The following is a 23,885-nucleotide window of genomic DNA, read 5'->3' as shown; positions in this document are numbered from 1 at the left end:
CAAAGATATCAGGAGAGTTGGGAAGCGCATGGCTTGGAACGACCATTTTGTCGGCAAGGGCCGCGGGCTGAACAGCATTCCCGTGCGTTTCGCGCTGATGGCGGGTGTCACCACTTCGGCCACGCTATGGCTGGCCAGCCATTGGTTAAGCGGCGCCAAGGGCGGTTTGGCCATTGCGGCGCTGCTGCTGCTGCTGGCCCTGCCCATGGCGATCAACTATCTGGCCGCCAACAAGCTGGCCGGTATGATCCGTTCCCTGCGTCAAAGCACACAGGCGCTGGTCGCGGGCGATTTCGACCGGCCGGTCGAGGTCGATTGCGCCTGCGAGGTGGGGGGATTGGCCGATAGTTTCCGCGCAATGGTCTCACGGCTCAACAGCAATATCCTGCGCATGAATGTGCTGGCCTATACCGATGCGGTCACCGGCCTGCCCAACCGTGCGGTCATTTCGCATGTCTTGTCTCTGGCCCAGCAAATGCCGCCCGAAACCTGTGCGGGAGCGATTGTCTTTATCGATCTGGACGGGTTCAAACGGGTCAATGATACGCTGGGCCATGACGCGGGCGATGATCTGTTGCGGCAAGTGGCAGACCGCGTGGTGACGCAGGGCTTGCAAATGTCACTGGCCGATCTGGACAGTTGCACCACCGCCTTTGGCGAATTGTGCCAAAGCTGCCCCACCCGTCCGGTCTTTGCCCGTTTTGCCGGTGATGAATTCCTGCTGCTGCTGCCCGGCCATTTCAGCCGCGAGGATCTGACGGTCATCGCGACCCGCATTCAGGAGGCCTTTGCCCAAAGCTTCACCGTGTTCAAAAATCAGGTTTTCGTCACCGCTAGCATGGGGCTGGCCCGCATGCCCGAAGATGCGGCCACGCCTGCCGCGCTGCTGACCTATGCCGATATCGCCATGTATCGCGCCAAGGAAGCGGGCAAGAATGGCTTCATGTTCTTTGACGCTTCTTTGCGCGAAAAGGTCGAAGAACGCGCGTTGATCGAGCGCGAATTGCACCGCGCGGTCGAACAGGAAACGCTGGACCTGCATTATCAGCCCAAATTCGACGCAAGAACCATGCAGGTCAGCGGAGTGGAGGCCCTTGCACGTTGGTCCTGCCCCGGATTGGGGCCGGTATCGCCGGATATTTTCATCGGCATTGCCGAACAATGCGGGCTGATGGTGCCGATGGGCGAGGCCATTTTGCGCATCGCCCTGCGTCAGACACGGGCATGGCAAGAGGCGGGACTGGCCATCAAGGTGGCCGTCAATGTTTCGCCGGTACAATTTGAACGGCCCGGCTTTGTCGAAACCGTGCTGGAATCGATCCAGACCTATGGCGTAGCGCCCGAATTGCTGGAACTGGAAATCACCGAAACCATCGCCATGGCCGATTTCTCACGCACACGCGAAAGAGTCGACGCCTTGCGCGAGGCAGGGATTGCCATTTCCATCGACGATTTCGGCATCGGCTATTCCAACCTCTCGCAACTGGCCCGCCTTGATTATGATGCATTGAAGGTGGATCGTTCGCTGGTGGCCAGCATCGGCGCCGATCCCAAGACCGAGGCGATGTTGACCGCCATTCTGACCGTGTCCAAGGCGCTGGGCCACAAGGTGATTGCCGAGGGCATTGAACGGCCCGAGCAGTTGAACCATCTGATGGCACGCGGTTGCGACGAGTTTCAGGGCTATTTGCTGGCCCAACCCATGCCGGCCCATGTGCTGGAGGGATGGCTGGCCGAACGGCGGGCCTGTCCGGTGCAAACCATCCTGCCGCCTGCCCGGCAAAAGCCGCTCAAACGGCGGGCGTAAGCTCGGCCTTGCGCCATTGGCGATAACCGATGATGGCCAGCCCCACGAAAAGCCCATAAAGCCCCGCCGTCTGCCACAGGCCCTTGATGGCAAACATGCCGACATAGAGCACATCGACCAACACCCACAGCAGCCAATTGGCCGCATGGCGCCGCGCAGACCACACCTGCGCCACCAGACTGAAACTGCTGAGCGTGGCATCCATCCAGGGCAGCGAGGCATCGGTATAATGGCTGGTGAACCATCCGATCAGCACGGCCCCGCCTGCTCCCGCCGCCAGCCCCGCCATGGCCAGAGGCAGCGATAGAGCGCGCACCACCACCCTGCCATCATCGCCCTGCCCGCGACGCCACACTATCCAGCCATAGAGGATGGCCAGACCGAACAGCGCTTGCAGCACCATATCGGCATAGAGCCGCACATCGTAAAACAATTTGAAATAGAGCGCACAGGCCACAAGATTGACCGGCCAGCACAGCATCACCCGCCGCGCCGTCAGCCCAATGCCCAGCAGGCTGACCGCCACGCCCAAGCTTTCCAGCGACAGCATCACAGGCCCAGACCTTCGCGCATGTGCCCAAGGAAGTCCTCCCCCGACGGGCTTGCAAACCAGTCGGCATGGTCGATCAGATAGGCCTGCCAAGCCTGCTGCGCCTGTGCCGCATCGCCGACCAGCCCCGCGAAATAATCTACTTCCGACAGGGCAAATTCGACATGCACCAAAGGGAGCAAATCGAGCATAGTGGCTAGATCATCGGCGCTTAACGCGCACTCCTGCCGATAGCCCTCGATCAAGGCCAAAGCCGCCCTTGCGTCACCTTTGATAGCCGTGCCCTCCTGCCAATCCAGCCAAGGGATAGCGCAACGCTCGATGGCCGTAGCCAGATCATGCAGGGCAAAGGTCCGCGTGGCCAAGCCGAAGTCGAACACACAGGCCACCTCCCCCTCCGGCGACCACAGGAGGTTGGACGGGTGCCAATCATTATGCGTCCACAGCCTAGGCTGCGCGGCCAGCCTTGCCGCCAAATCCGCAGGGGCATTTGCCAGAACCCGCGCCAGCTCGGCCTGCCAAGGGCGCTTACTCAGGAAACCCGCCAAGGCCGGACGCGCCGCCACATAGGCCTTGGCCGCCCCCATAGGATCATCGGCGGGCAGAATGGTGCAACTGGCGATCAGGGGATCAGGCCCGCGCGCAGCGGCATGATAGGATTGGGCAGCCCGATGCAATCGCCCCAAAGCATTGCCTGCCGCCGAGGCATGGGCAATGTGCTGAAAACCGGTCCATGATGGCGCCTCGCGATAGAGGTCCTGCCCCTGCCCCATGCGGTGCAATTCATAGGTCCAATCGCCCTGCGCCACGGCGGTTTGCCCGCCATGCGCCACCATCACTTCGGGGACGGGAATGCCCTGCGCCCTCAAATGACGCATGAAGCCATGCTCCTGCGCCAAAGATACTGGCGAGCGCAGGCGCGCATGATGGCGTTTGAGGAAGAAACGGCCTCGCTCCGTCTCCACCAGAACCGCTGCGGAAAAGGGCCGCGGGGAATGCCAGCATAAAGCCTGCAAATCCCCCGCCTGCGCAAACAAGGCCAGCACCGCCTCGGCCTCGTCACGCGTGATCGCGGGCCAGACCGGTTTCTCCAGTTCCTTGCCCATGCCATGGACAAGGTGCCCCGCTGGCGAAGCGCCCGCACTCACCGGTTACGCGCTCAAAACGCGCGCGACAGCGTGGCGACAAAGGCGCGCCCGCCGCCGATGTAATAGGCCGGTGCCGAAGCGCCGATTACCGTACCATTGCGCCCCACCGTATCCTGCGCGTTAAAGCCGACACTCATCACGCCCGACAGCACGCGAGGATTGGTGATATTGATGGCATTGACGCGCAAATCGGTGCGCTTGCCATCCAGCAGCCCCCCCAGATGCAGACCCAGCGCCAGATCCAGCGTGGCATAGGCCGGAATGCTCTCGTCATTCATGAAGGTGGAATATTGGCGGCCCAGATATTTGAGCGCCGTGCTGCCAAACAGCAGGCCGTCATCATAGGTGCTGCCGACACCGAACTGGAATTTGGGGCTGGACACCGCCTGCTTGCCCCGCGTGGGCAGATAGTCGCCGCCCACTTCCAGATCATTCTCCAGACGGGTGCGCAAATATTCGCCCGAAACATAAAGGCTCACCCCCTTGGCCGGACGCCAATCGATCTCGCCATCCAGACCATAGGAGGTCTGGCCGCCGCCATTGATGGTCGAATTGACCAAGGCCCCGCCATTGTTGATCACCGTGGCGACCTGTCGGTTGCGGAAATGGTAATGGAACGCCGCCAACGAGAAGGAGAGATTGGGGCCGATATAGCGATAGCCCAGCTCTTGCGAGAGCGTATATTCATTCTTGAGCGCGCTGGTGCCCTTGGTGCTGATATCGCCACCCCAATAGCTGTTATAGAGGGCGAATTCGGTCGGCGCGCTGAAACTGGTGCTGATGTTGGCAAAGAGTTGCTGACGATCATCAATGCGGAAATGCACGGCGGCACGGGGCAGCGCGGCAAAGCTGTCATAATGCACCGCACCTTGTGGTCCGGGCAGATAATTGCGGCCGTTGCGCTGAATATTGACGCCCTTGAAGCCCAGATCAATTTTCCACTGCGAGCCAAGGGCAATGCTGTCGGCCACAAAGAAAGCCTGAGCCTTGGTGATCGTCCTGATGTTTTCATAGGCCAGCAAGCGGCCATCAGCGGTCTTGATCGCCTTGCTTTGATAGCCCCATTCATCCACCGGCGTGCCATCGGCGCCCACCGAAGTATAGGATTGGGTCACGCGATCATTGCCGTAATCATACCAAAGGCCCGCCGTCAGGCGATGGGCACCGGCCTGCAGCACCAGCTTGGTCACATTGCCGCCACGGAACTGGTTGCCGGTCCAATTGCCCAAAACCGTGGCCAGACCGCTGGCATCCGCGCCGGGCAGGGACACTGGCTGGGTCAGCGGTTCAGTGCCCAGATAATTGCCGGTGGTGGTCAATTGCGTGCCATAGGGCGAATTGCCATAGCCCCATTGCAGATAGGTGGTGGTGTCCAGCGTCAGGCGATCATCGAGTTGCAGATGCACCGGCGCGGACAGATAGACATTGCGGAAAGGCGCGCGATAGAACCGCCAATAGGCCGTATCGCCCGCCGTATAGGTCTGGCTGTAATTATACCCACGGCCATAGGCCTGCCAATCGGCCAGCGTCGGGGCGGGATAGGTCGATGTCTTGGCCGAATTGAACGAGACAGCCAGACTGGCGCGATTGCCCTGCCCCCATTCCTTCAGCAACTTGCCATCGACATGGTTGCGCATGTCAAAACCGGCCCCGCGCCAATTGTCGGCACGGTTATTGGAATAGGAAACAAAGGCGCGCAGCCCGCTATCGCCCATCGTGCCAGTGTCGACACGGACAAAACCGCGCCGCTCATTATAGGACCCGAGCGAAAGATTGACCAAGGCCCCGCGCTTTGCCGACGGATCATCCAGGCTGAGCGACAACAGGCCACCGGCCGCGCCCAGCACTGGGGAATCCAGATCGACATTGCCCTGCGACAGGGCCACTTGCCGCACATTTTCCGCATCGGCGAATTGCGATGGATAGGCGTAGTAATAGCCAATATCATTTTGCGGCGCGCCTTCCATCAACACGCCGATCTTGTCCTGTCCCAAACCGCGCAGGGTCAGGCTGGAACTGGCCGACAGGCCATAGGGGTCGGTGCTGGCCGCATTGGCGCCGGGCAACAGGCCCACCAATTGGAACGCATTGAGCGTGGGCGCCTGCTTGGTGATGAAATCGGCCGAGATGGCGCTGACCACTTTGGGCGCGGTTTGATCGGGCAACAGGCCTTCGGGATCAGGATGGCCCAGAACGCGGATCGCCGATGGTTCTTCCCCTTCCGCCGCCATGGCGGGCGAGGCCATGACCGTGCCGGTCAGGACAAAGGCCAAAAGGCTGCTACGGGTCAGGATTGTGGGGAAATTTTCAGCCATCATCATCTCTCGCATGCCAAAGGGAGAGACAACGGACCTGCCGCCAACCCTCCCTACGCCGGTATCAACCGGATCAGGTTCAGCGGGTCGTGGTCTGCTGACCACCTCTCAGCCGCGCGATAGCGGCCCCCCGGGGATGGCCTCCCCCTAGGCGTTCTTGCGCCTTGTGAAAAGCCCCCGATGGTACAGTCTGCCAGATGGCTGGCTTTCTGTGGCCGGAAAGCTATAGGCGGGCGAACTAGGGCCGACGCGCAGATGGAGAATATTGCTTGGACCAGACCCCTTATGACGCGCTGGGCGGCGAAAAGATGGTGCGTGCGCTCTGCCGCCGGTTCTATGTGCTGATGGACAGTCTGCCCGCTGCGGCCGCCACACGGGCTGCCCATCCGCCATCCTTGGCCAATGCAGAGGAAAAGCTTTATGAATATCTGACCGGATGGCTGGGCGGATCGCCGCTCTATACCGATAAATATGGCCATCCCCGCCTGCGCATGCGCCATTTTGTCGCGCCGATCGGGCGAGCGGAAGTGGAAGGCTGGCTGCTGTGCTTTCATCAGGCATGGGGCGAGATCGTGCCGCCATCGCCTCTGGCCACGGCCATTCTGGACAAGATCGATGCTTTGGGCTGGCATATGATCAACAAACCCGAAAACGGGGACGGTTGATCGCGCCTTCGTGGCGAGTGCTCTAATTTTCCGCACAACCTATGCCAGAAACGGCAATAGACGTTACAAGGTCAAGCAATTAGCCATGCTGCACCGCAACAGGTGCCGCACAGGGGCGGCCCGTCACACCATCGGGAATTGCACGCCATGGGCCGCATCGGGGCCAAGCATCTAGCACGCGCCAGTCTGGCGGTCAGCCTGTTGGCGATGTTGGCCACAGGGGCGTTACGTTCGGCCGCACCGTCGCCTGCGCCAAAGCCCTTTGACGGGAAAAGCGCCGAGGCCATGGTGGGTGATTATTGCGCCTCTTGCCATAATGACATTGATCAGGCTGGGTCGTTGTCCTTTGACGATCTGCGCGGCGGTGATATCGCTGCGGGCCGCCATGCCGAAAGCTGGGAGGCGATCCTGCGCAAGGTGGTGCAGGATGAAATGCCCCCGCATACCAAGCGCCAGCCTTCGCCGGAAATGCGCGCGGCCTTTGTGCGCTGGGTGGCCAGCGGGCGGGATGCCTTTGCGGCGGCTCATCCCGATCCGGGCAAGGCTACTTTGCGCCGCCTGAACCGTGTGGAATATGCAGCGGCAGTTCGCGATCTGCTGGCGCTGGACGTGGATGTGGCGCGCGATCTGCCGCAGGATAATTCCGGCTATGGGTTTGATAATATAGCCGATGTTCTTTCGGTATCCCCGACATTGGTCGAACGCTATGTCAGCGTAGCGGGCAAGGTGGCGCGTCTGGCCACAGGGCTGGACCGGCCCCGCGCTTCGGTGGCGAGTTATATCGTGTCCAAGGATGGGTCGATCATGAATTCAGGCCGACCGGCCTATAATGAAAGGATGAGCGAGGAACTGCCGCCCGCCTCGCGCGGGGGTGGAATCATGCGCTTTTACGCCCGCGCCGGGGGTGATTATGATGTGGTGGGCTGGCTCAATGCCAACACCAATAATGAAAGCGACCGCCTGCCGCAGGACCGCGTCAGCGCGCGGGTGAAGCTGTCCGCAGGCGCGCATCGCATCGGCATGGCCTTTCGCCGCGAATTGGCGCCGGATGAAAGCGTTCAATTCCTGCGCAACAATCTGGATGAAGTGCCTTTGCCGGTGGACAAGCCGGTGATGCTGCCGCTGGATGTGCTGGTGGACGGGCGGCGGGTGACGACTTTGCAAGTGCCCTCCTATCGCCTGTCGGACCGCTATGCCCAGCAGAATTTCCCGCGCGATGTGATGGAGATCGATGTGGCGGGCCCCGCCGCCATCCATGGGCCACAGGATACGCCAAGCCGCCGCCGCATCTTCACCTGCCGCCCCGCCAGCTCAGCGCAGGAAGAGGCTTGCGCGCGGCAGATCTTGAGCAGCCTTGCCCGCCACGCCTATCGCCGCAATGTGGGGGCGGAGGATCTGGCGCCCTTGCTGCGCGCCTATGGCAAGGAACGCGCCGCCACCGGCCAGTTCGAGCGAGGGATCGAAGCTGGCGTTGCGGCACTGCTCGTCTCGCCCCATTTCCTGTTTCAGGCCGAGAGCGATCCGGCAGGCGCCGTGCCGGGCAGCGTGCATCCTGTGTCCGACCGCGATCTGGCCACGCGACTTGCGCTCTTCCTGTGGAGCAGCCTGCCGGATGAAACCTTGTTGCGCCTTGCCGAAAAGCGCCAATTGCACCGGTCGGAAATTTTGAGCGCGCAGGCGATGCGCATGCTGGATGATCCCCGCGCCAAGGCGCTGACCCAGCATTTTGCAGGCCAATGGCTATACCTGCGCAATCTGGACCAGCAGCGGCCCGACACCGATCTGTTCCCCCAATTCGACACCCGCCTGCGCAGCGCCATGGCCGCTGAGACCGAGCTGTTCTTCGCCCATCTGGTCACAACCAATGGCAGCCTGCTCGATTTCCTGTCCAGCGATTACACTTTCCTCAACCAGCGTCTGGCCGAGCATTACGGCATAACCGGTGTACGCGGCACCGCCATGCGCAAGGTGACGCTCGATCCGCGCTGGGGGCGCGGGGGCTTGCTGGGGCAGGCCAGCATTCTCACCGTCACCTCCTATGGCAACCATACCAGCGTGGTGAAACGCGGCAAATGGGTGCTGGAAAACCTGCTGGCCTCGCCGCCTCCCCCGCCGCCGCCAGACGTACCTGCGCTGAAAGCCAGCCATGAGGGCAAATTGCTCTCTGCCCGTGAACAATTGGAACTGCATCGCGCCGATCCGGCCTGCGCGGCCTGCCATGTGCGGATGGACCCTATCGGCTTTGCCATGGAGAATTTCGACGCGATTGGCGCGCATCGGCAGCAGGATGCAGGCCAGTTGATCGACGCCAGCGCCAGCCTGCCCGATGGCACGCGCTTTACCGGATTGCCGGGGCTGCGCGGTATTTTGCTGGCCCGTAAAGACCAATTCACACAGGCCTTTACCGAAAAGCTGATGACCTATGCGCTGGGTCGCGGGGTGATCGCCGCCGACCGTCCGCAGATCCGCGCCATTGCCCGCATGGGCGCCGCCGACCACTTCCGCATCCGCACAATCATTCGCGGCATTGTTCTGTCCGATGCTTTCCGCTTGCGCAAAGTGCCTGTCAGCGCCGCGCGAATGACCCTGACCATGCCTGAAGGGAAGCTGCGCCCATGATGATACCGCGTCCCGCCCTGTCCCGCCGAACCCTGCTGCGCGGCGCGGGGGCCGCCATGGCCCTGCCCTTTATGGAGGCGATGGCGCCCAGCGCCAAGGCAGCCGACCGCATCGCCCGCCCGCGCCGCCTTTTCGTGTTTTATACCCCCAATGGCATGATGATGGACCAGTTCCGCCCCGCCACCACGGAACTGGATTATGCGCTGCCTTCCACACTCGCCCCGCTCGAAAAGTTCAAAAGCCGGATGAGCGTCATCACCGGCCTTGGCCATCCGCAGGCGGCGGCTATGGGCGATTTGTCGGCGGGCCATGGCCGGTCCTGCCCCGCCTTCCTCACCGGCACCCACGTCCGCCAGACCGAGGGCACCGATATTCGCTGCGCCATCTCGATGGATCAGGCCTATGCGCGCCATCTGGGCGATGCCACTGCGCTGCCCTCGATCGAGGCGGGGATCGACCAGCCCAGCCTGCTAGGCAGTTGCGACATTGGCTATAGCTGCGCCTATACCAATGGCCTGTCATGGATGAATCCCACGGTTCCCCTGCCGGTCGCCGCCAATCCGGCCGAAGTGTTCGAGCGCATGTTTGGCGATGGTGACGGTGTGGACGCTACGGCCCAAGCTGCCCGCCTGCGCCGTCAGGCGAGCCTGCTCGATTTTGTGCGCGAGGATGCAGCAAGGTTAAACCGGCAGTTGGGCATGGAGGATCGGCGCAAGCTGGACGAATATCTGACCGCCACCCGCGACATTGAACGCCGTATCCAGCGCTCCAGCCAATCGCCGATGGCGCAAAGCAGCATGCAGCGCCCCGCCGGCATTCCCGACAGTTTTGACGAACATGTCCGCCTGATGCTCGACCTGCAAGTGCTGGCGCTTCAGGCCGATATCACCCGCGTGGCCACTTTCATGGTGGGCCGCGAGATCAGCAACCGCACCTATCCCGAAATCGGCGTGCCCGATTCCCACCATATGCTCAGCCACCATGGGCAGATGGTGGAGAAGAAGGTGAAACTGGCGCAGATCAACCGCTATCACATGTCCTATTTCGCCTATCTGCTCGAAAGGCTGGAGGGCGTGAAAGATGGCGAGGCCAGCCTGCTCGATACATCTTTCGTACTGCGCGGATCAGCCTTCGGTGATCCCAATGACCATGATTTCATGGACTTGCCGATTGTGGTGGCAGGGGGACTGGTGCGTCATGTGGGCCATGCCAAAGTGGAGAAAGGCACCACCATGTCCAACCTGTTGCTGACCGGATTGCAGGCGGTGGGCATGGGGATCGACAAATTCGGCGACAGCACCGGCGCGTTGAAGGAATTGCCCCTTGCGTAAATGGCTTTTGATCGCCTCGCTGCTGGCTTCCTCGCCTGCACCTGCGCAGGATCTGGCCGAGGCGATCCGTCTGGGGGATGCGCGCGGGGTGACGGCGCATTTGACGGCGCAACCGGCGCTGGCCAATCAGGCCTTGGCCTATGGCGAGACGCCGCTGATGCTGACCGTATCGCATCAGGACCATCAGGCGGCCAAGGCGCTGCTGAAAGCCGGTGCCAAGGTCAATGCGCAGGATCAGGATGGGGTAAGCGCCCTTTGGCTGGCCTGTGAATTGGGGGATGGGGCCATCATCGCCGCTCTGCTGGACGCTGGAGCCAATCCGCTTCTGGCACGCAGCGATGGCGCGACGGCCTTGCATGTCTGTGCCCGTTTCGGGCCGGCGGCGGCTTTGCAGCGCATGGCCAAAGGGCCGATCGATGTGGCCGATGCCAAAGGACAAACGCCGCTGATGTGGGCGGCATCATCGGGGCGCGCAGAGGCTGTGGAGGTGCTACTCAAGGCAGGCGCTTCGGTGAAATCCGTGTCCAAAGGCGGCTTTAATCCACTATTCTTCGCGGTGAAAGCAGGATCGGCGGCGGCGGTGTCCAACCTGTTGGCGGCAGGCGCGGACCCGATGTTTCGCGGGCCGGAAAACACCAGCGCGGCGCAATTGGCGGCCTATCAAAAGCGCTGGGATGTGCTGGCTTTGCTGGTGCAAAACGGTGGGGTGGATCTGGCCGAGCGGGACCGCGAAGGCTGGCAATTGCTGCATCGCGCGGCGGCGGGGGGCGATGTCGCGTTGATCCGTTTGCTGATCACCACAGGCGCGGCGGTAGAGGGCCTCTCAGGCCCCTCGCGCATCACATGGGTGACCGAGGCCAATTTCGGCGTGGCCCCGCCCCCCGTGCCCCCCAAAGTGCCGCTGTTCATGGCGGCCGAAACTGGGCAAGCTGATGCGATCAAGGCGCTGATCACAGCGGGCGCCAAGGCCGATTTCGTGGCCGGCGATGGCGAAAACCTGCTGATTGCCGCCGCCCGCAGCCAGAAATTGCCCGCGCTGGAAGCGGCTCTGGCTGCGCTGCCCAAACCGGACATGGCCGATGCCAAGGGCAATAGCGCGCTGCATATCTTGGCCGGTAGCAGGCCTGCGCCCGATTTGCCTTTGATGTTGGCCGCTATGGCCAAGGCAGGGGCTAGACCTGACCTGCCCAACGCGCGTGGAGCAACGCCGGCAAAGATCGCGGCGGGCGCACAGACCGAGGTGCGCCGCGCCTTTGAAGCAGCCTTCCCCCCACGCTTGGCCGGTGGCCAATAGGCTCAGGCCGCGCGGGAAACAGCGCCCGCTTCGTGCTTCCATTTGGTCAAGGCGCGCACCAGTTTTTCGGAACGCTGGGTAAATTCACCCTCCAGCAACTGCCGCGCCTTGGGCACATCCTTGCTTTCCACATAGGCCAAGACGCTGCCCGCCGATTGGTGGAATTCGGCATGCAGCCTCCGGATCACGCCATAGGGTACGCCCGCCTTCACCGCCGCAGGAATGGACCCGCCATATAACCACTGACCAAAGGCGCAACCATCATCACAACCCGCCTTGGCCGCGGTAATATCGCTATGCCCCTGTGCAATGGCGGTACGCAGGCGCAGTTTCCACATGCCATGGGCCCCGATAGCATCGTTAATCGCATCGACCAGTTTCACGTCCTGCATGGGTCACTCTTTCCGCTGCGCCTTGGAAAAGGCTTGGATTTGTCGGCAGCGGATTAACGGCTCACCATGATGGCAAAGTGAATATTTCTGGATAATGCCGGAGTAAGGCGGCAACCCGCAAAATTACGAGGTCCTGCCTGCCTCCCCCTTCCATACTTGCGCCACCAAAGCCCGTAGCCATTGGCTGGCCGGATCCTCTTCCAGCTCGCGCCGCCATGCCAAGATCACATCATAGGTTTCCACCGCCATCGGCGGCGGTGCCGTCATCAATCCGCTGATGCGGGCCAGAGCGCGGGCGGCATGACCGGGCAAGGTGGCGATCCAGCCCGAACCCTGCAAAAAGGCGGGAAGAGCGGCAAACTGGGTCAGGGCCGTCACCACCGTCCTTGTGCGGCCCAGATTGCGCAAGGCGTCATCCACCATCCCGCTACGCCCTGTATAGGACACCAGCACATGGGGAACGCCGACATAATCCTCCAGCGTCCATTCGGGAAAACGCGCGAACAGTTCTTGCTCGCCAAGGCATAGATAGGAGGATTGGCCGATGATCTGACTGGCCATGCCCCGAAGGCTCGCTCCAGCGCCGCCGGCCACCATGGCCAGATCGATTTCGCGCGATTGCAACATGGCAGCAGCGGTTTGGCGGTTGCATTGCCGGAACAGCAAAGATGCCTTGGGCGCTTCCCGCTGCAATCGCCGGACCAGAGCAGGACCGCAGGCCAGCATGAAGTCATCGGACATGCCCAGAACCAGCGGGCGATCCAAATGCAAGGGATCGAAGGCCATGGCTGGCGACAAGGCCGCCTGCATGGCCGTTATCGCATCATGCAGGGCGGGGGCCATGGCGGCGGCATGGGGCGTAGGCTCCATGCCCTTGGCGGTGCGGACGAATAAGGGATCACCGGTCACAGCCCGCAAACGGGCCAATGCTCCGCTCACCGCCGATTGGCTGAGATGCAGATGCTGCGCAGCAAGCGACACGCTGCGCGCCTCCCACAGGGCCAGAAAGGTGGTGGCCAGATTGAGATCGAGGCGAGCAATATCGTTCAGGCCGATAATCTTTTTCATAAAATACGGTTTGCCAGATAATCCTGTTCGCGGTCAAATCCGGCGCATCGTCCACAGGAGCCAATCCCATGCGCCAACACCGCGTCGCCGTCGTTCAGGCCGGCACCAGCCTGTTCAACACCCCGCTCACCCTGGAACGCATGGCGGCCCATTGCGAGCAAGCGCGGCAGGAGGGCGTGAAACTGGCCGTATTCCCCGAAGCCTATATCGGCGGCTATCCCAAGGGGCTGGATTTCGGCGCAAGGATCGGTTCGCGCACCCCCGAAGGACGCGAGGATTATCTGCGCTATTGGCGCGCCGCAATCGAGGTGGATGGCCCCGAATGCCGGACCATGGGCGAATTTGCCGCCAGCATGAATGCGCATATGGTGGTGGGCGTGATCGAGCGGGACGGCACCTCGCTTTACTGCACCGCCTTGTTTTTCGCCCCCGATGGCAGCCTTTGCGGCAAACATCGCAAGCTGATGCCCACCGCCAGCGAAAGGCTGGTTTGGGCACAGGGCGATGGCAGCACGCTGCCCGCCATCGACACGGGCATGGGGCGGATCGGTTCGGCCATCTGCTGGGAAAACTATATGCCGCTGTTGCGCCAGACGATGTATGACAAAGGGGTCGACCTATGGTGCGCCCCCACCGTGGACGAGCGCGAGATGTGGCAATGTTCGATGCGCCATATCGCCTATGAAGGGCGCATGTTCGTGCTGAGCGCCTGCCAATATATGACCCGCGCCGATGCGCCCGATGACTATGCCGCGTTTGCAGGCGTGCCGCCCGAGGCCGAATTGATCAAGGGCGGCAGCGTGATCGTCAACCCGATGGGCGACATCGTGGCTGGCCCTTTGCGCGGCGGAGAGGGTGTGTTGGCCGCGACCATCGATCTGGACGATATTGTGCGCGCCCGTTTCGATCTGGATGTGGCGGGTCATTATGCCCGCCCCGATGTGTTTTCTTTACGTGTGGATGAGGGATAAGGCGCTGGTTTCCAATGGCGCAGGGCGCATTTGTGATAGCGGCCTGCGCCCTCCATCCCCCTATTTCTTTGCAGCATGAAGTGCCGGTTTCTGCTGGATCTCTTTGCACTATGAAGGAGGGAAGTCATGCGCTTGTGGTCGAAGGCCTTGCTGGGAACAATTTTGGCCATGGCCGCCGATGGTGCTACGGCGCAGTCCCCCACCCCCTTGCCGCGCAACACCACCCCGCCCAGCCCGCAAAACATGCCCGGTGACTATTTCGACATTCCACAAAGCGCGCAATTGAAAGTGCCCTTGGGCCCACCCGCCAGTGGCCGCAATTCAGCACCTTTGAGCCCGCCTGCGCCCTCAATCAGCCAAAAACTGGCAGGTTTGGCGGCACAAACCGCCTTGGCTTCCTGCGCCGCAGATGGCTATGCCATCACTGTTGCCGTTTCGGATGCCGATGGGCGGATCAAGGCTGCACTGGCCGCCGATGGCACGCGGGACAATGGCCTCTATATGGCCATGCACAAAACCTTGACCGTGGTGGGCTTTCACATGTCCACCCTGCAATTGCGGGAAAAGATCGAGCAGGATCCCTCCGTGTTGCAGCAGGTAAAGCCCAATATGTCCTTGTTGCCAGGCGGCATGCCAATCTGGAAACAGGGCGTTTTGGTGGGCGCCATCGCCACCAGCGGCGCCAGCGCCTATGTCGAGGAAAAATGCGCCGCCGATGGCATTGCCAGCATTATCGGCCAATTATAGCCCTGTCACGCCTGTTGCCGCCGATGGGCCCATACGCAGGAGCTAACCCCGGCGATCAACAACACCATGGCCAGCACCTCGACCCGTGCTGGCCAACGCGCCTCCCATAGAAAGCCGTATAACAGCGCGAAAAACGTCTCGGCCATGATCATCTGGCCCGACAAAGTGAGTGGCAGCAGGCGGCACATCCGGTTCCACAACCAATTGCCCATGATCGAGGCGAGCAAAGCCACCGCTCCGGACAAAGCCGCCAAGCGCGACCATTGAGCCATATCGTGCTGCACCGGCGCAAAGGCCAGCGCCATGGGCAAAAGCAACGCAGCCTGCGCGCCCGTCGCCAGCCCCAGCAGCAGGTTCCAGTCCTGCGAGGACACATGGCTCAATCGCGCCAGACTGCGACTGTTGCTGACCGCAAAGGCCGACCACGATGCCAAGGCGCCCAGAGCGCAGCCGAAGCCCAGCAGGCTCGACAGGGCGGTCTTGCTGTCATGGTCAACACCGCCATAAAACGCCTGCCACGCCATACACCCCATCCCGCCCAGACTGAGCAGCAAGGATGGCCACAAACGCCGCAAAGGCACGGCCCCATGGTCGCGGCTGCCCACCAGGCTGACCACCACCGGCAGAAAGCCGATCACCAGCGAGGTCATGGCAATGCCCCCCTGCTGAACCCCCCCAGACAGCAAGATATAATAGAGCGTGTTGCCCAGCAGGCCCAACTTGGTCAGCGTCCACCAATCAGCGGCACCAATCAGCCCCATCACGCCACGCCACCGTGGCGCCAGCCAAAGCGCCGACATCATGCCATAGGCCAGATAGCGCCCGATCGCCAATTCCAGCGGGGCAAAGTCACGCCCCAGCGCCGGCGCCAGAAACACCAGCCCCCACAAGGCCCCCGCCCCGATCCCGCAGGCCATGCCCAGAGGGATGCGGTTGGGGGAATGGGACGGGGCTTGCATGACAATCTCCTAGAACAGGCTGTCGTCCCTATCACCGCCCATGGAGAAGCGCAAAACGGGCCAGCCTAGGCAATCTCCTCTTTCTTGAAGCACTTGGCAATGAATTGGCGCGTGTGGCGTCCGCCTACATCGCTGGCAATATCGATCAAGGGCCGGTCAGGAAACGCGCTCAGGCGCTGTTGTTGCAATTCCAGCACTTCCATATCCTCCTGAAACGTCGCCGCCGTTTGCTCGAAAACCACATCGGGAATGCCATCGGTCAAGATATTGGTCGCCATGGACCAGAAATAATGGGTGGTGCTTTCCGTTTCCGGCGTGATTCCGTGAAAGCCCAGCATCGAAAAGCCATGGTCCCGCGCGCCTTCATAGGCACCAGTTCCTGCATCGCAGGCTCCGGTGTGGATACGGATCATCACCGGTTCAAACTCGATTTCCTGCCAGCGGTCGACTTTACCGGTGAAACCGGCCGCCGCAATATAGGTCGGGGGAGGATCGGAGTCCGGCATATGGCGTGACACACGCACACCATGGGGCAGTTTTTGCGATTGGGTTTTGGTGCGAAAATGCAGATCGGGATTGCCGCCAATCGTATTGGCATGGATATAGGGCAGGTGGGACAGGTCCATCAAATTATCGACCAGCAATTGCCAGTTGCCCGCCACATGGAAATAGGAACTGCGCCAGGCATAGCGCGGGTCATCATGGACAGGGTAATCGGGGACCAAGCCCAAATCGGCCTTATCCGTCTCCCCCATCCAGATCCACAACAGCCCTTGCCTCTCGACCAGAGGATAGGCGCGAAGTTTCGCCGTATCGGGTATTTTGTCCTGCGCAGGGATACGGCTGCAGCGACCATTCCCCGCGAATTCAAGCCCGTGATAGGGACAGCGGATCGCCTCGCCCACCACTGGCCCGCTCGACAGGGGCATGGCACGGTGGATACAGCGATCCTCCAGCGCATAGGCCATGCCGCCTTCACTGCGCCATAGCACCACGGGCTGGTTGAGAAACTGACGGGCGATCCTTTCGCCCGGCCGCAAATCCTTTGCAAAGCCCGCCACGTACCACACATTTTGAAGGAAGGCAGATTGGCCCATATTCACTCTCCCGCTTGACCGGACAAAGTTACCCCAGCTTGCCAATATCCGTCAGACTGTTTATTTTTATCAGGCACATCAGTTTTACGGATATTGCAATGGACTATCGCCGCTTTGACCTCAATCTGCTGGTCGTTCTGGATGCCCTGCTGGAAGAAGGCGGGGTCAATGCGGCGGCGCGAAGGTTGGGGATGAGCCAGCCCAATGTCAGCTTTGCCCTGTCCAAACTGCGCCACAGTTTTGCCGATCAACTGCTGGTGCGCCATGGGGCGGGGATGCGGCCCACCCCACTGGCGGAAAATCTGCGAGAACCGGTCAAACGCGTGCTGAACGGGATAGAAAACGACATCTTTGCCGAGCGCAAATTTGACCCCGCAGTCGCCGAGCGTCGCTTCGTGCTCTCTACCAGCGACATCGGGGAGCTGGTGTTCCTACCCCATTTGATGCGCAAACTGGCCGATGAGGCGCCGGGGATCACGTTAGAATGCCGCTCGCTGGCCCCGACCGATCTGGCAAAGGCCATGGCCCATGGCGAGGTGGATCTGGCGCTGGGCTATTTCCCCGATCTGGTGGGAGAGGCCTTTATCGCCCAACATTTGTTCGATCACCCCTTCACCTGCATCGCCCGCAAGGACCACCCGGCAATGGATGAGCAATGGTCCCTCGAGCGCTTTCTGCAACTGGGGCATATTGTGGTATCGCAAAGCGGGCGTAGTCAGGAATTGTTTGAAGCGCAATTGCAGCGCATGGAGCTAAGTCGACGCATCCTGCTGCAATCCCCCCATTTCATGAGCGTCCCTCTGCTGGTCGCCCAGTCCGATCTGATCAGCACGGTGCCCAAGGCCGTGGGCGCCATTATGGCGCGCTCCACGCCACTTTGCCTGATCGATCCTCCCTTCCCGACGCCGTCCATTGTGTTGCAACAACATTGGCACCTGCGCTCGCAGGATGATCCGGCCGCCATCTGGATGCGCGCCTTGATCGCCGGCTTGTTCAAGGGGCGCGATCCATCCCTATGCGCGTAAACCGGTTTGGTTACGCGGGCGGAGGTTCAAAATCGCGCCGCCAAGGTCGGGGCGGTGCAGAAACCAAACAAGTTGCTGCACCGCCCGCGTTATATCCGTCAAACGTCGGGCACGATCAGAAATTGAAGCCCAGTTGCAAACCGATGGTGCGGAACGAGTTCTGGCCAAAGCGCTGGGTCACCGTGGCGATGCCCGCATTGCCATCGCCCGATTCCAGCCCCAATGCGCCCGGCACGCGCTGGTCGGTGCAATTCTTGCAGAAGACCGAGGCCCGCCAATTGTCCGCCCGCAGCCCCAGCGTGCCGCCCCAGATGTTGCTCTGGCCAAAAGTGGTGCCCGGATAGGGTTGGGTGGTGAAATTCATCGAGGAGCGATGGTAGAAATTCACGCCCACAAAGGGCCGGACAGCGTGACTGCTGTTGAATTCATAGTTCACATCCACCGTGCCGGTAAATTTGGGCGCCAGAGGCGTGGTGCGGCCTGCGGCATTATAGGTGGTGCAGCCCTGCCCCGGATAGCATTGTGCGCCGGGGAAATTGCCGAATTTGGAATCCAGCAACGTGGCATTGGTGCTGATCGTCAGCCCGCGCAAGGGACGCGCGGTGATGGTCAGTTCGGCGCCCTTGCTCTTTACCGTTGCGGCATTCTGCGTGACGAAGGAGGAGGAAGACAGATCGAAAGACTGGATCTGGTAATTGCTGAAATTGGACTGGAAAGCCGAGAGATTGACGATCAGCTTGCGCTGGAGCCAACTGGTCTTCAGGCCGATTTCGACATTCTCGTTGGTTTCGGGCTTGATGGCCAGCGAGGCCGAAGCGCTCACCGCATTGTTGTTGAAACCGGGCCCCTTATAGCCGCGACCATAGGTGCCATAGGCCATCACATCGCGGGTCAGATTATATTGCGCGCCCAGCTTGTAGCTGAAATTGGTGTTGGACACGCGCTCGCTGCGGCCCGGTTCGACAATGCCGAAAGTCACGAAATATTTCTGCTGGTTCTGCACCAGACGGATCGAGACAATATCCTGCGTGACGCGCGCACCGCCGATCAGTTGCAGCTTGTCGGTCAGCTTGTAGGTCAATTGGCCAAAGGCGGCGAGACCATCATTGGTCTGGCGCACCACGCGGTCAAAGCCGAGGAAATAGCCGTTGCTGACCGAACAAACGCCGGCGCCCGCACCGGCGACAGCCGTAGCGCCAACGCAGAAGGGATAGCGCGGCAGCAGGAAGGAGGGGAAGTAATTATTGCCCGCAATCTGGGCAACTTCCTTCAACGTGGAGCGGAAAGCATAGATCCCCGCCTGCCCGCTCAAGCGGTTTTCCCCCGGCAGCGCGATGCGCAATTCATTGCTGAACTGGTTGAAGCTGGTGGAGCTGCGGTTAAAATCGGCGCCATTGGAGCCGGTGCCATCCGTGTCGAGCTGTTGCTTGCGGGTAAAGCCCTTCCACGCCACAATATTGCTGATTTCTATGCCATTATCCAGCAGATAGCTGGCCTTGGCCTGCAAACCGTTGCGGTCTACATCGCGGTAATAGCCCGCATTGCCCGCAACCGTGATATTGCCGGGGCTGGCCGTGATACCCGCGCTGGCAAGCTGCGCGAGGTTAGCGCTGCCTGCCCCCAATTGACGATAGGTGGAATCAAACAAGCCCAACACGCCCCGATCCTGACCGACATCACCGATCACGGTAAAGGTCAGCGCTTCGCTGGGCTTGAAGAGTAAGCTGGCGCGCAGGCCAAAGCGGCGCAGGTTCAATTCGTTGCGCGCGCCATTGTTCAAGGCACCGCTGAAATTGACCAGCGGCATCTGATACTCATTGAAACCGGCAAGGCGCAGCGCGGCCTTGTCCCCCAGCGGCAAATTGACAGCCCCACGCGCAATAATGCCGTTGGAATTGTTTGCAGCGGTTGGGCGACGGTCGAGTTCCAGGTCGAACTGGCCCGAGGTCTTGCCCAATTGCGGCTTGGCGCTGCTGACATTGAGCAGGCCTGCCGAGGCATTGCGGCCAAACAGCAAGCCTTGCGGGCCATTGAGTACTTCGACCTGCGCCAGATCGAAAAAGCTGTAGATCAGACCGGCATTGGTCAGGTTTACCTCGTCCTGCGCATAGGCCACGCTGGATTCAATCGAACTGGAAAAGGCCGAAGTGCCCACGCCGCGCACCGCAAAATTGTTATCCGCGCCCGACTGAAGGCTGGGCGCGGCCAGTGTCATTTGCGTCAGATCATTGAGGCCGCGGGCCTTGAGGACATCGGAGGATACCGCCGTCACGCTGACCGGCACATTTTGCAGACGTTCGGGGCGACGCTGGGCGGTGACGATGATTTCGCCCGAATTGTCCTGAGCTTGCGCCACGGTCGGTGCGACCAGAACCATGGCCGACAAGCTAACGCTGGCCAGATATGACCGGAATTTCATCAGAAACCTCCCTTTGCAACATTTGTTGGGGCCGGAGCTAAGGCTCAATTTACATACAGTCAAGAATGCATGTTAGTTCCATCTTGCATGAATCCGCCCACCTGTGCTTTTTGTGCATCAGCAAAGGAAGCCAGCATGAACCACCCCGCCCGCACCCGCCGCAGTCAGGAGGAAAGGACCGCCGAAACCCGCCAGGCGCTGATCGATGCGGCGATCTCGGCCATCCACGAACTGGGCTATAACGGGGCCAGCACCACCTTGATCGCCGAAAGGGCAGGCGTCAGTCGAGGCGCCATCCTGCATCAGTTCGGCACGCGCGCCACACTGATGGCCGAGGTGGTGACCGAAGTGTATCAGCGCGAAATGGAAATTTACGGCAAGATTGTCGGGCAAGGTGTCCGAGGCCACCAGATTTACGATTGGCCGCAAATCTTGATGGAGGTTCTGGGTCAACCCTCTGGCGTTGCCGTGCTGGAAATACTGCAGGCCAGCCAGAGCGACAAGGAATTGCACGAAATCATCCGCTTGAAACAGGCAGACGTAGAACTCGCTTCGTTGGAAACCATGCGCAAGGATCTGGGTGGCAGCGCGGAGACCGCACTGGCCGTCAAACGCCTGATGGTTTGGGCCGTGCGCGGCCTGTCGATCGCCAATCGGGTCATGCCCGACGGGATCGACATGCAGGCGCCCATTTCCCTGTTGGCATCCTTGTTGAAAGCGGCTGCCCCCAACGGGCGAGTAGACGAGTTGGAGCCGATGATTTCCTTCGGGAAAACGACAGGTTGAACCTCGTAGGCTCTTACATGGGGCAGACATTCGCCTCCATGTACGGGCTGGCGCTTGATATGGACAGGGTGAGCGACGATCACCGTAACATTGGTCGTCGAGCCTCTTGCCAAATATTGCCCAAGGTGAAAGCCCGTCTTGCCCTGCCAGATGGAGTCTGCGGCGCGGGGATTCGATGCGCCATTCAGGCTCAAACGCATTAAATGACGTTATCTCATAGCCTTGAATAAATGTTTGCCTTCATTCTTGACAAAGCTCGCCCTCTTGAGACAAGGTTGTCCCATCTAGACAACCTTGTCTCAAGAGGTGGCCGGTCACGAAGACCTGCTCAGGAGAGGATAATGACCTATACCAAGACCCAGCTTTGGCTGGCTGGCACTGCATGCGCAATCGTGGCTATGGCACAGGCGTCAAGCGCCCAGGCACAGTCTGCTGCGCCCCCCAAAATCCAGGATGCGGCATCGGGCGAAATCATCGTCACCGCGCAAAAGCGTGAACAAAGCCTCCAAAAAGTTCCGGTATCGGTTTCCGTTATCGGCGCCACCGCCCTCGCGGCCAATCGCGTGGCCGGCATTGAACAGCTGGCCCAGATCGCCCCTTCGGTGAATTTTACCAACAGCGCCAACACCCGCGGACAGGGCGTTTCAGTGCGCGGCATTGGTACGCTCAACTTCTCCGACGGTGTTGAACCATCGGTTTCGACCGTGATTGACGGCGTGGTAATTGGCCGCTCGGCCGCCTCCTTCTTCGACTTCAGCGACATCAGCCGCGTCGAAGTACTGCGCGGCCCCCAAGGCACGCTGTTCGGCAAAAATGCCAGCGCCGGCGCCATCAACCTCGTCACCGAAAAGCCCAGCCTGACCCGCAACAGTCTGGATGGCACCATCAGCTATGGCACGTTCAACGACTTCCGCCTGAAAGGCTCAGCCTCGATGGTGCTGAAAGATGGCAGCGTGGCCTTGCGCCTGTCGGGTTTCCGCTCGACCGCCGATGGGGTCATCACCAATCTGTATAACGGCAAAAACCTCAACAACATCAACACTTGGGGCCTGCGCGGCAAATTGCTGTGGGATATGGGCGATAATACATCGCTCTATATCATCGGCGATTATTCGGCCAATAACCGTCGCTGCTGCGTGTCGACCATCCGCTCGATCCTGCCCGCGACCACCTATTACAACGGCCAGACCCGCGCCCAATTGACCGCCAATCAACAGATCGGCCCGCTCAACCGCACGGTCAACATCGACGGCGATGCCTTTGGCAACCAGAGTGCAGGCGGCGTCTCGGCCGAATTCAACACCGAGCTTCTGGGCCAGACCCTGACCAGCGTGACCGCCTATCGCGCTTTCAAAACCTATGACAATAACGATGCCGATGGCGTGCAGGTCGACGTTTACAACGTCAACAACGCGCTACAGCATCAAAAGCAGTTCACGCAGGAATTGCGCCTGACCTCGCCTGCCAAGCAAAAGCTGGAATATGTGCTGGGCCTGTTCTATTTCTATCAGGATCTCGACACGGTAACCCAGGTCAAGGGCACTGGCTTTACCGCCCTGCCCGCAGGTCAGTATCTGGGCAATCAGGTCGACCGTTCGATCCGTAACAACAATGGCGCCGCCTTTGGCCAGTTCACTTATCACCCGACCGAGGAACTCTCGCTGATCGGCGGCTTCCGCTATACGGCGGAAAATGCCACCGCCAATTTCGCCCGCAGCGTGCTGGCCGGTGCCAATGGTCCCGCCACGGGTCTGGGCGGACCGGTCTATACCTCGCCCGCGCTGCATTTCTCGAACAAGGATTTCAGCTACAAGCTAGGCGCCGATTACAAATTCTCGCGCGATGTCATGGCCTATATCACCTATACGCGCGGTTATAAGGGCCCGGCGATCAACCTGCTCAACAACCTGACAGCCTCGGTCGTCAATGCAGGTCAGGCCATCCTGAAGCCCGAAATCGCCCGCAATCTGGAAGTGGGCCTGCGCACCCAGATGCTGGATCGCAAGCTGACGCTGAACGTCACCGGCTTCCACGAAACTTTCACCAATTTCCAGGCGCAAACTTTCAACGCCGTGCTCAGCACCTTCACGCTGGCCAATGCGGGCAAATTGACCGCCAACGGGGTGGAAGTCGAAGCCATTGCCCATCCCGCGCAAGGGTTCAACCTGTCGGCCAATGTCGCCTATACCGACACCAAGGTCGAAGGCTTTGTCATCGCCTGCTATCCGGGCCAGACGCTGGCGCTGGGCTGCGGGGCCAACAGCACGCAGGACGTCACGGGCCAGCCTTTGGCCAATGCGCCCAAATGGGCCTATACGGTGGGCGGCGATTACACGCATGAGATCAACGGCTCGCTGCAGGCCAAGGGAACCTTGGGCTATACCTACCGCTCGAATGTCTTCTTCGCCTATGCCGATCCCAACACCGTGCAAAAGGGCTACGGCCTGCTCAATGGCTCGCTCACTGTCGAAACCAAGGACAAGCGCTATCGCCTGACGCTTTGGGGCAAGAACCTGACCAATCAGCATTTTGCCACCAGCATCGGCACCGGCTTCCGCGATACATCTACCACCGGCGCGGGCTATACCCAACTCCTCACCTCCGATGCCTTCCGCACCATTGGTGTCGAGGCGGGCGTAAGGTTCTAAACTTGGACAATCCGGCGGGAGGGCATCCTATCGCCCTCCCTCCC

General features: G+C 60.8%; 18 protein-coding genes and 1 riboswitch. Of the genes, 10 read left to right on the top strand and 8 right to left on the bottom strand.

The features are described 5' to 3' along the window. Positions 1-28: 28 nt before the first annotated feature. The gene (locus EOE18_RS06710; protein ID WP_164852682.1) at positions 29-1,807 is read left to right on the top strand and encodes a bifunctional diguanylate cyclase/phosphodiesterase; all 1,779 of its coding nucleotides are present in this window, start codon (positions 29-31) and stop codon (positions 1,805-1,807) included. On the opposite strand, the gene pnuC is transcribed toward EOE18_RS06710, so the two are convergent. Genes pnuC through EOE18_RS06695 form a run of 3 tightly spaced genes read right to left on the bottom strand, consistent with a single transcriptional unit; the run spans position 1,791 to position 5,820 of the window. Further along, entirely contained in the window at positions 1,791-2,357 is a 567-nt protein-coding gene (gene pnuC / locus EOE18_RS06705; RefSeq protein WP_127707547.1) for a nicotinamide riboside transporter PnuC, read from the bottom strand. The two genes, EOE18_RS06710 and pnuC, sit on opposite strands and share 17 nt — an antisense overlap. After that, a complete protein-coding gene (locus EOE18_RS06700; RefSeq protein WP_127708055.1) occupies positions 2,357-3,463 on the bottom strand; it encodes a phosphotransferase enzyme family protein in 1,107 nt (368 codons plus the stop codon). Before EOE18_RS06700 ends, pnuC begins: the two co-directional genes overlap by 1 nt. A gap of 53 nt (positions 3,464-3,516) precedes the next feature. Continuing rightward, a complete protein-coding gene (locus EOE18_RS06695; RefSeq protein ID WP_164852708.1) occupies positions 3,517-5,820 on the bottom strand; it encodes a TonB-dependent receptor in 2,304 nt (767 codons plus the stop codon). 33 nt (positions 5,821-5,853) lie between these two features. After that, positions 5,854-5,963, bottom strand: a riboswitch (TPP riboswitch). A gap of 126 nt (positions 5,964-6,089) precedes the next feature. Between EOE18_RS06695 and EOE18_RS06690 the strand changes: the two genes are divergently transcribed. The 4 genes from EOE18_RS06690 (at position 6,090) to EOE18_RS06675 (ending at position 11,729) form a co-directional block, all read left to right on the top strand. After that, positions 6,090-6,485, top strand: a complete 396-nt coding sequence (locus tag EOE18_RS06690) for a globin domain-containing protein (RefSeq protein ID WP_246027300.1) — start codon at positions 6,090-6,092, stop codon at positions 6,483-6,485. A 147-nt stretch (positions 6,486-6,632) separates the two neighbouring features. Next, positions 6,633-9,104: a DUF1592 domain-containing protein gene (locus tag EOE18_RS06685; RefSeq protein WP_127707545.1), complete on the top strand. Its 2,472-nt coding sequence runs from the start codon at positions 6,633-6,635 to the stop codon at positions 9,102-9,104. After that, positions 9,101-10,435 carry a DUF1552 domain-containing protein gene (locus EOE18_RS06680; RefSeq protein ID WP_127707543.1) on the top strand — a complete coding sequence of 445 codons (1,335 nt, stop codon included), beginning with the start codon at positions 9,101-9,103 and terminating at the stop codon, positions 10,433-10,435. Before EOE18_RS06685 ends, EOE18_RS06680 begins: the two co-directional genes overlap by 4 nt. Next, positions 10,428-11,729, top strand: a complete 1,302-nt coding sequence (locus EOE18_RS06675) for an ankyrin repeat domain-containing protein (RefSeq protein ID WP_127707541.1) — start codon at positions 10,428-10,430, stop codon at positions 11,727-11,729. Before EOE18_RS06680 ends, EOE18_RS06675 begins: the two co-directional genes overlap by 8 nt. A 2-nt stretch (positions 11,730-11,731) precedes the next feature. On the opposite strand, the gene EOE18_RS06670 is transcribed toward EOE18_RS06675, so the two are convergent. Then, positions 11,732-12,121, bottom strand: coding sequence for a CZB domain-containing protein (locus tag EOE18_RS06670; protein WP_127707539.1), 390 nt, complete (start codon positions 12,119-12,121; stop codon positions 11,732-11,734). Between the two features lie 123 nt (positions 12,122-12,244). Further along, positions 12,245-13,189, bottom strand: a complete 945-nt coding sequence (locus EOE18_RS06665; protein ID WP_127707537.1) for a LysR family transcriptional regulator — start codon at positions 13,187-13,189, stop codon at positions 12,245-12,247. Between the two features lie 68 nt (positions 13,190-13,257). Here EOE18_RS06665 and EOE18_RS06660 point away from each other — a divergent pair, with 68 nt between their 5' ends. Next, a complete protein-coding gene (locus EOE18_RS06660; RefSeq protein ID WP_127707535.1) occupies positions 13,258-14,160 on the top strand; it encodes a carbon-nitrogen hydrolase family protein in 903 nt (300 codons plus the stop codon). 126 nt (positions 14,161-14,286) lie between these two features. Then, positions 14,287-14,907 carry a GlcG/HbpS family heme-binding protein gene (locus EOE18_RS06655; protein WP_127707533.1) on the top strand — a complete coding sequence of 207 codons (621 nt, stop codon included), beginning with the start codon at positions 14,287-14,289 and terminating at the stop codon, positions 14,905-14,907. A 5-nt stretch (positions 14,908-14,912) separates the two neighbouring features. Here EOE18_RS06655 and EOE18_RS06650 read toward each other — a convergent pair whose 3' ends face one another. Beyond that, positions 14,913-15,866 (bottom strand): DMT family transporter, encoded by a 954-nt coding sequence (locus EOE18_RS06650; protein ID WP_127707531.1) that lies wholly within the window; start codon positions 15,864-15,866, stop codon positions 14,913-14,915. Positions 15,867-15,931: 65 nt separating this feature from the next. After that, positions 15,932-16,963: an aromatic ring-hydroxylating dioxygenase subunit alpha gene (locus EOE18_RS06645; RefSeq protein ID WP_127707529.1), complete on the bottom strand. Its 1,032-nt coding sequence runs from the start codon at positions 16,961-16,963 to the stop codon at positions 15,932-15,934. A 98-nt stretch (positions 16,964-17,061) separates the two neighbouring features. Here EOE18_RS06645 and EOE18_RS06640 point away from each other — a divergent pair, with 98 nt between their 5' ends. Beyond that, positions 17,062-17,988 (top strand): LysR family transcriptional regulator, encoded by a 927-nt coding sequence (locus EOE18_RS06640; protein WP_127707527.1) that lies wholly within the window; start codon positions 17,062-17,064, stop codon positions 17,986-17,988. A 115-nt stretch (positions 17,989-18,103) separates the two neighbouring features. Here EOE18_RS06640 and EOE18_RS06635 read toward each other — a convergent pair whose 3' ends face one another. Continuing rightward, positions 18,104-20,407 (bottom strand): TonB-dependent receptor, encoded by a 2,304-nt coding sequence (locus tag EOE18_RS06635; protein ID WP_127707525.1) that lies wholly within the window; start codon positions 20,405-20,407, stop codon positions 18,104-18,106. A gap of 135 nt (positions 20,408-20,542) precedes the next feature. Between EOE18_RS06635 and EOE18_RS06630 the strand changes: the two genes are divergently transcribed. Both EOE18_RS06630 and EOE18_RS06625 read left to right on the top strand, forming a co-directional pair. Further along, the gene (locus EOE18_RS06630; RefSeq protein WP_127707523.1) at positions 20,543-21,193 is read left to right on the top strand and encodes a TetR/AcrR family transcriptional regulator; all 651 of its coding nucleotides are present in this window, start codon (positions 20,543-20,545) and stop codon (positions 21,191-21,193) included. Positions 21,194-21,534: 341 nt separating this feature from the next. Then, positions 21,535-23,841 (top strand): TonB-dependent receptor, encoded by a 2,307-nt coding sequence (locus EOE18_RS06625; protein ID WP_164852681.1) that lies wholly within the window; start codon positions 21,535-21,537, stop codon positions 23,839-23,841. Positions 23,842-23,885: the final 44 nt, after the last annotated feature.

The sequence above is a fragment of the Novosphingobium umbonatum genome, from assembly GCF_004005905.1.
GTDB classification, from domain to species: domain Bacteria; phylum Pseudomonadota; class Alphaproteobacteria; order Sphingomonadales; family Sphingomonadaceae; genus Novosphingobium; species Novosphingobium umbonatum.
Note: the sequence above shows the minus strand (reverse complement) of the source record. Positions and strands in the feature narration are given on the sequence as shown.

Coding starts and splice junctions, on each gene's coding strand:
- EOE18_RS06710 (WP_164852682.1), top strand. CDS start 29: ATGGCTTGGAACGACCATTTTGTCGGCAAGGGCCGCGGGCTGAACAGC.
- pnuC (WP_127707547.1), bottom strand. CDS start 2,357: ATGCTGTCGCTGGAAAGCTTGGGCGTGGCGGTCAGCCTGCTGGGCATT.
- EOE18_RS06700 (WP_127708055.1), bottom strand. CDS start 3,463: ATGGGCAAGGAACTGGAGAAACCGGTCTGGCCCGCGATCACGCGTGAC.
- EOE18_RS06695 (WP_164852708.1), bottom strand. CDS start 5,820: ATGGCTGAAAATTTCCCCACAATCCTGACCCGTAGCAGCCTTTTGGCC.
- EOE18_RS06685 (WP_127707545.1), top strand. CDS start 6,633: ATGGGCCGCATCGGGGCCAAGCATCTAGCACGCGCCAGTCTGGCGGTC.
- EOE18_RS06680 (WP_127707543.1), top strand. CDS start 9,101: ATGATGATACCGCGTCCCGCCCTGTCCCGCCGAACCCTGCTGCGCGGC.
- EOE18_RS06670 (WP_127707539.1), bottom strand. CDS start 12,121: ATGCAGGACGTGAAACTGGTCGATGCGATTAACGATGCTATCGGGGCC.
- EOE18_RS06665 (WP_127707537.1), bottom strand. CDS start 13,189: ATGAAAAAGATTATCGGCCTGAACGATATTGCTCGCCTCGATCTCAAT.
- EOE18_RS06660 (WP_127707535.1), top strand. CDS start 13,258: ATGCGCCAACACCGCGTCGCCGTCGTTCAGGCCGGCACCAGCCTGTTC.
- EOE18_RS06655 (WP_127707533.1), top strand. CDS start 14,287: ATGCGCTTGTGGTCGAAGGCCTTGCTGGGAACAATTTTGGCCATGGCC.
- EOE18_RS06650 (WP_127707531.1), bottom strand. CDS start 15,866: ATGCAAGCCCCGTCCCATTCCCCCAACCGCATCCCTCTGGGCATGGCC.
- EOE18_RS06645 (WP_127707529.1), bottom strand. CDS start 16,963: ATGGGCCAATCTGCCTTCCTTCAAAATGTGTGGTACGTGGCGGGCTTT.
- EOE18_RS06640 (WP_127707527.1), top strand. CDS start 17,062: ATGGACTATCGCCGCTTTGACCTCAATCTGCTGGTCGTTCTGGATGCC.
- EOE18_RS06635 (WP_127707525.1), bottom strand. CDS start 20,407: ATGAAATTCCGGTCATATCTGGCCAGCGTTAGCTTGTCGGCCATGGTT.
- EOE18_RS06630 (WP_127707523.1), top strand. CDS start 20,543: ATGAACCACCCCGCCCGCACCCGCCGCAGTCAGGAGGAAAGGACCGCC.
- EOE18_RS06625 (WP_164852681.1), top strand. CDS start 21,535: ATGACCTATACCAAGACCCAGCTTTGGCTGGCTGGCACTGCATGCGCA.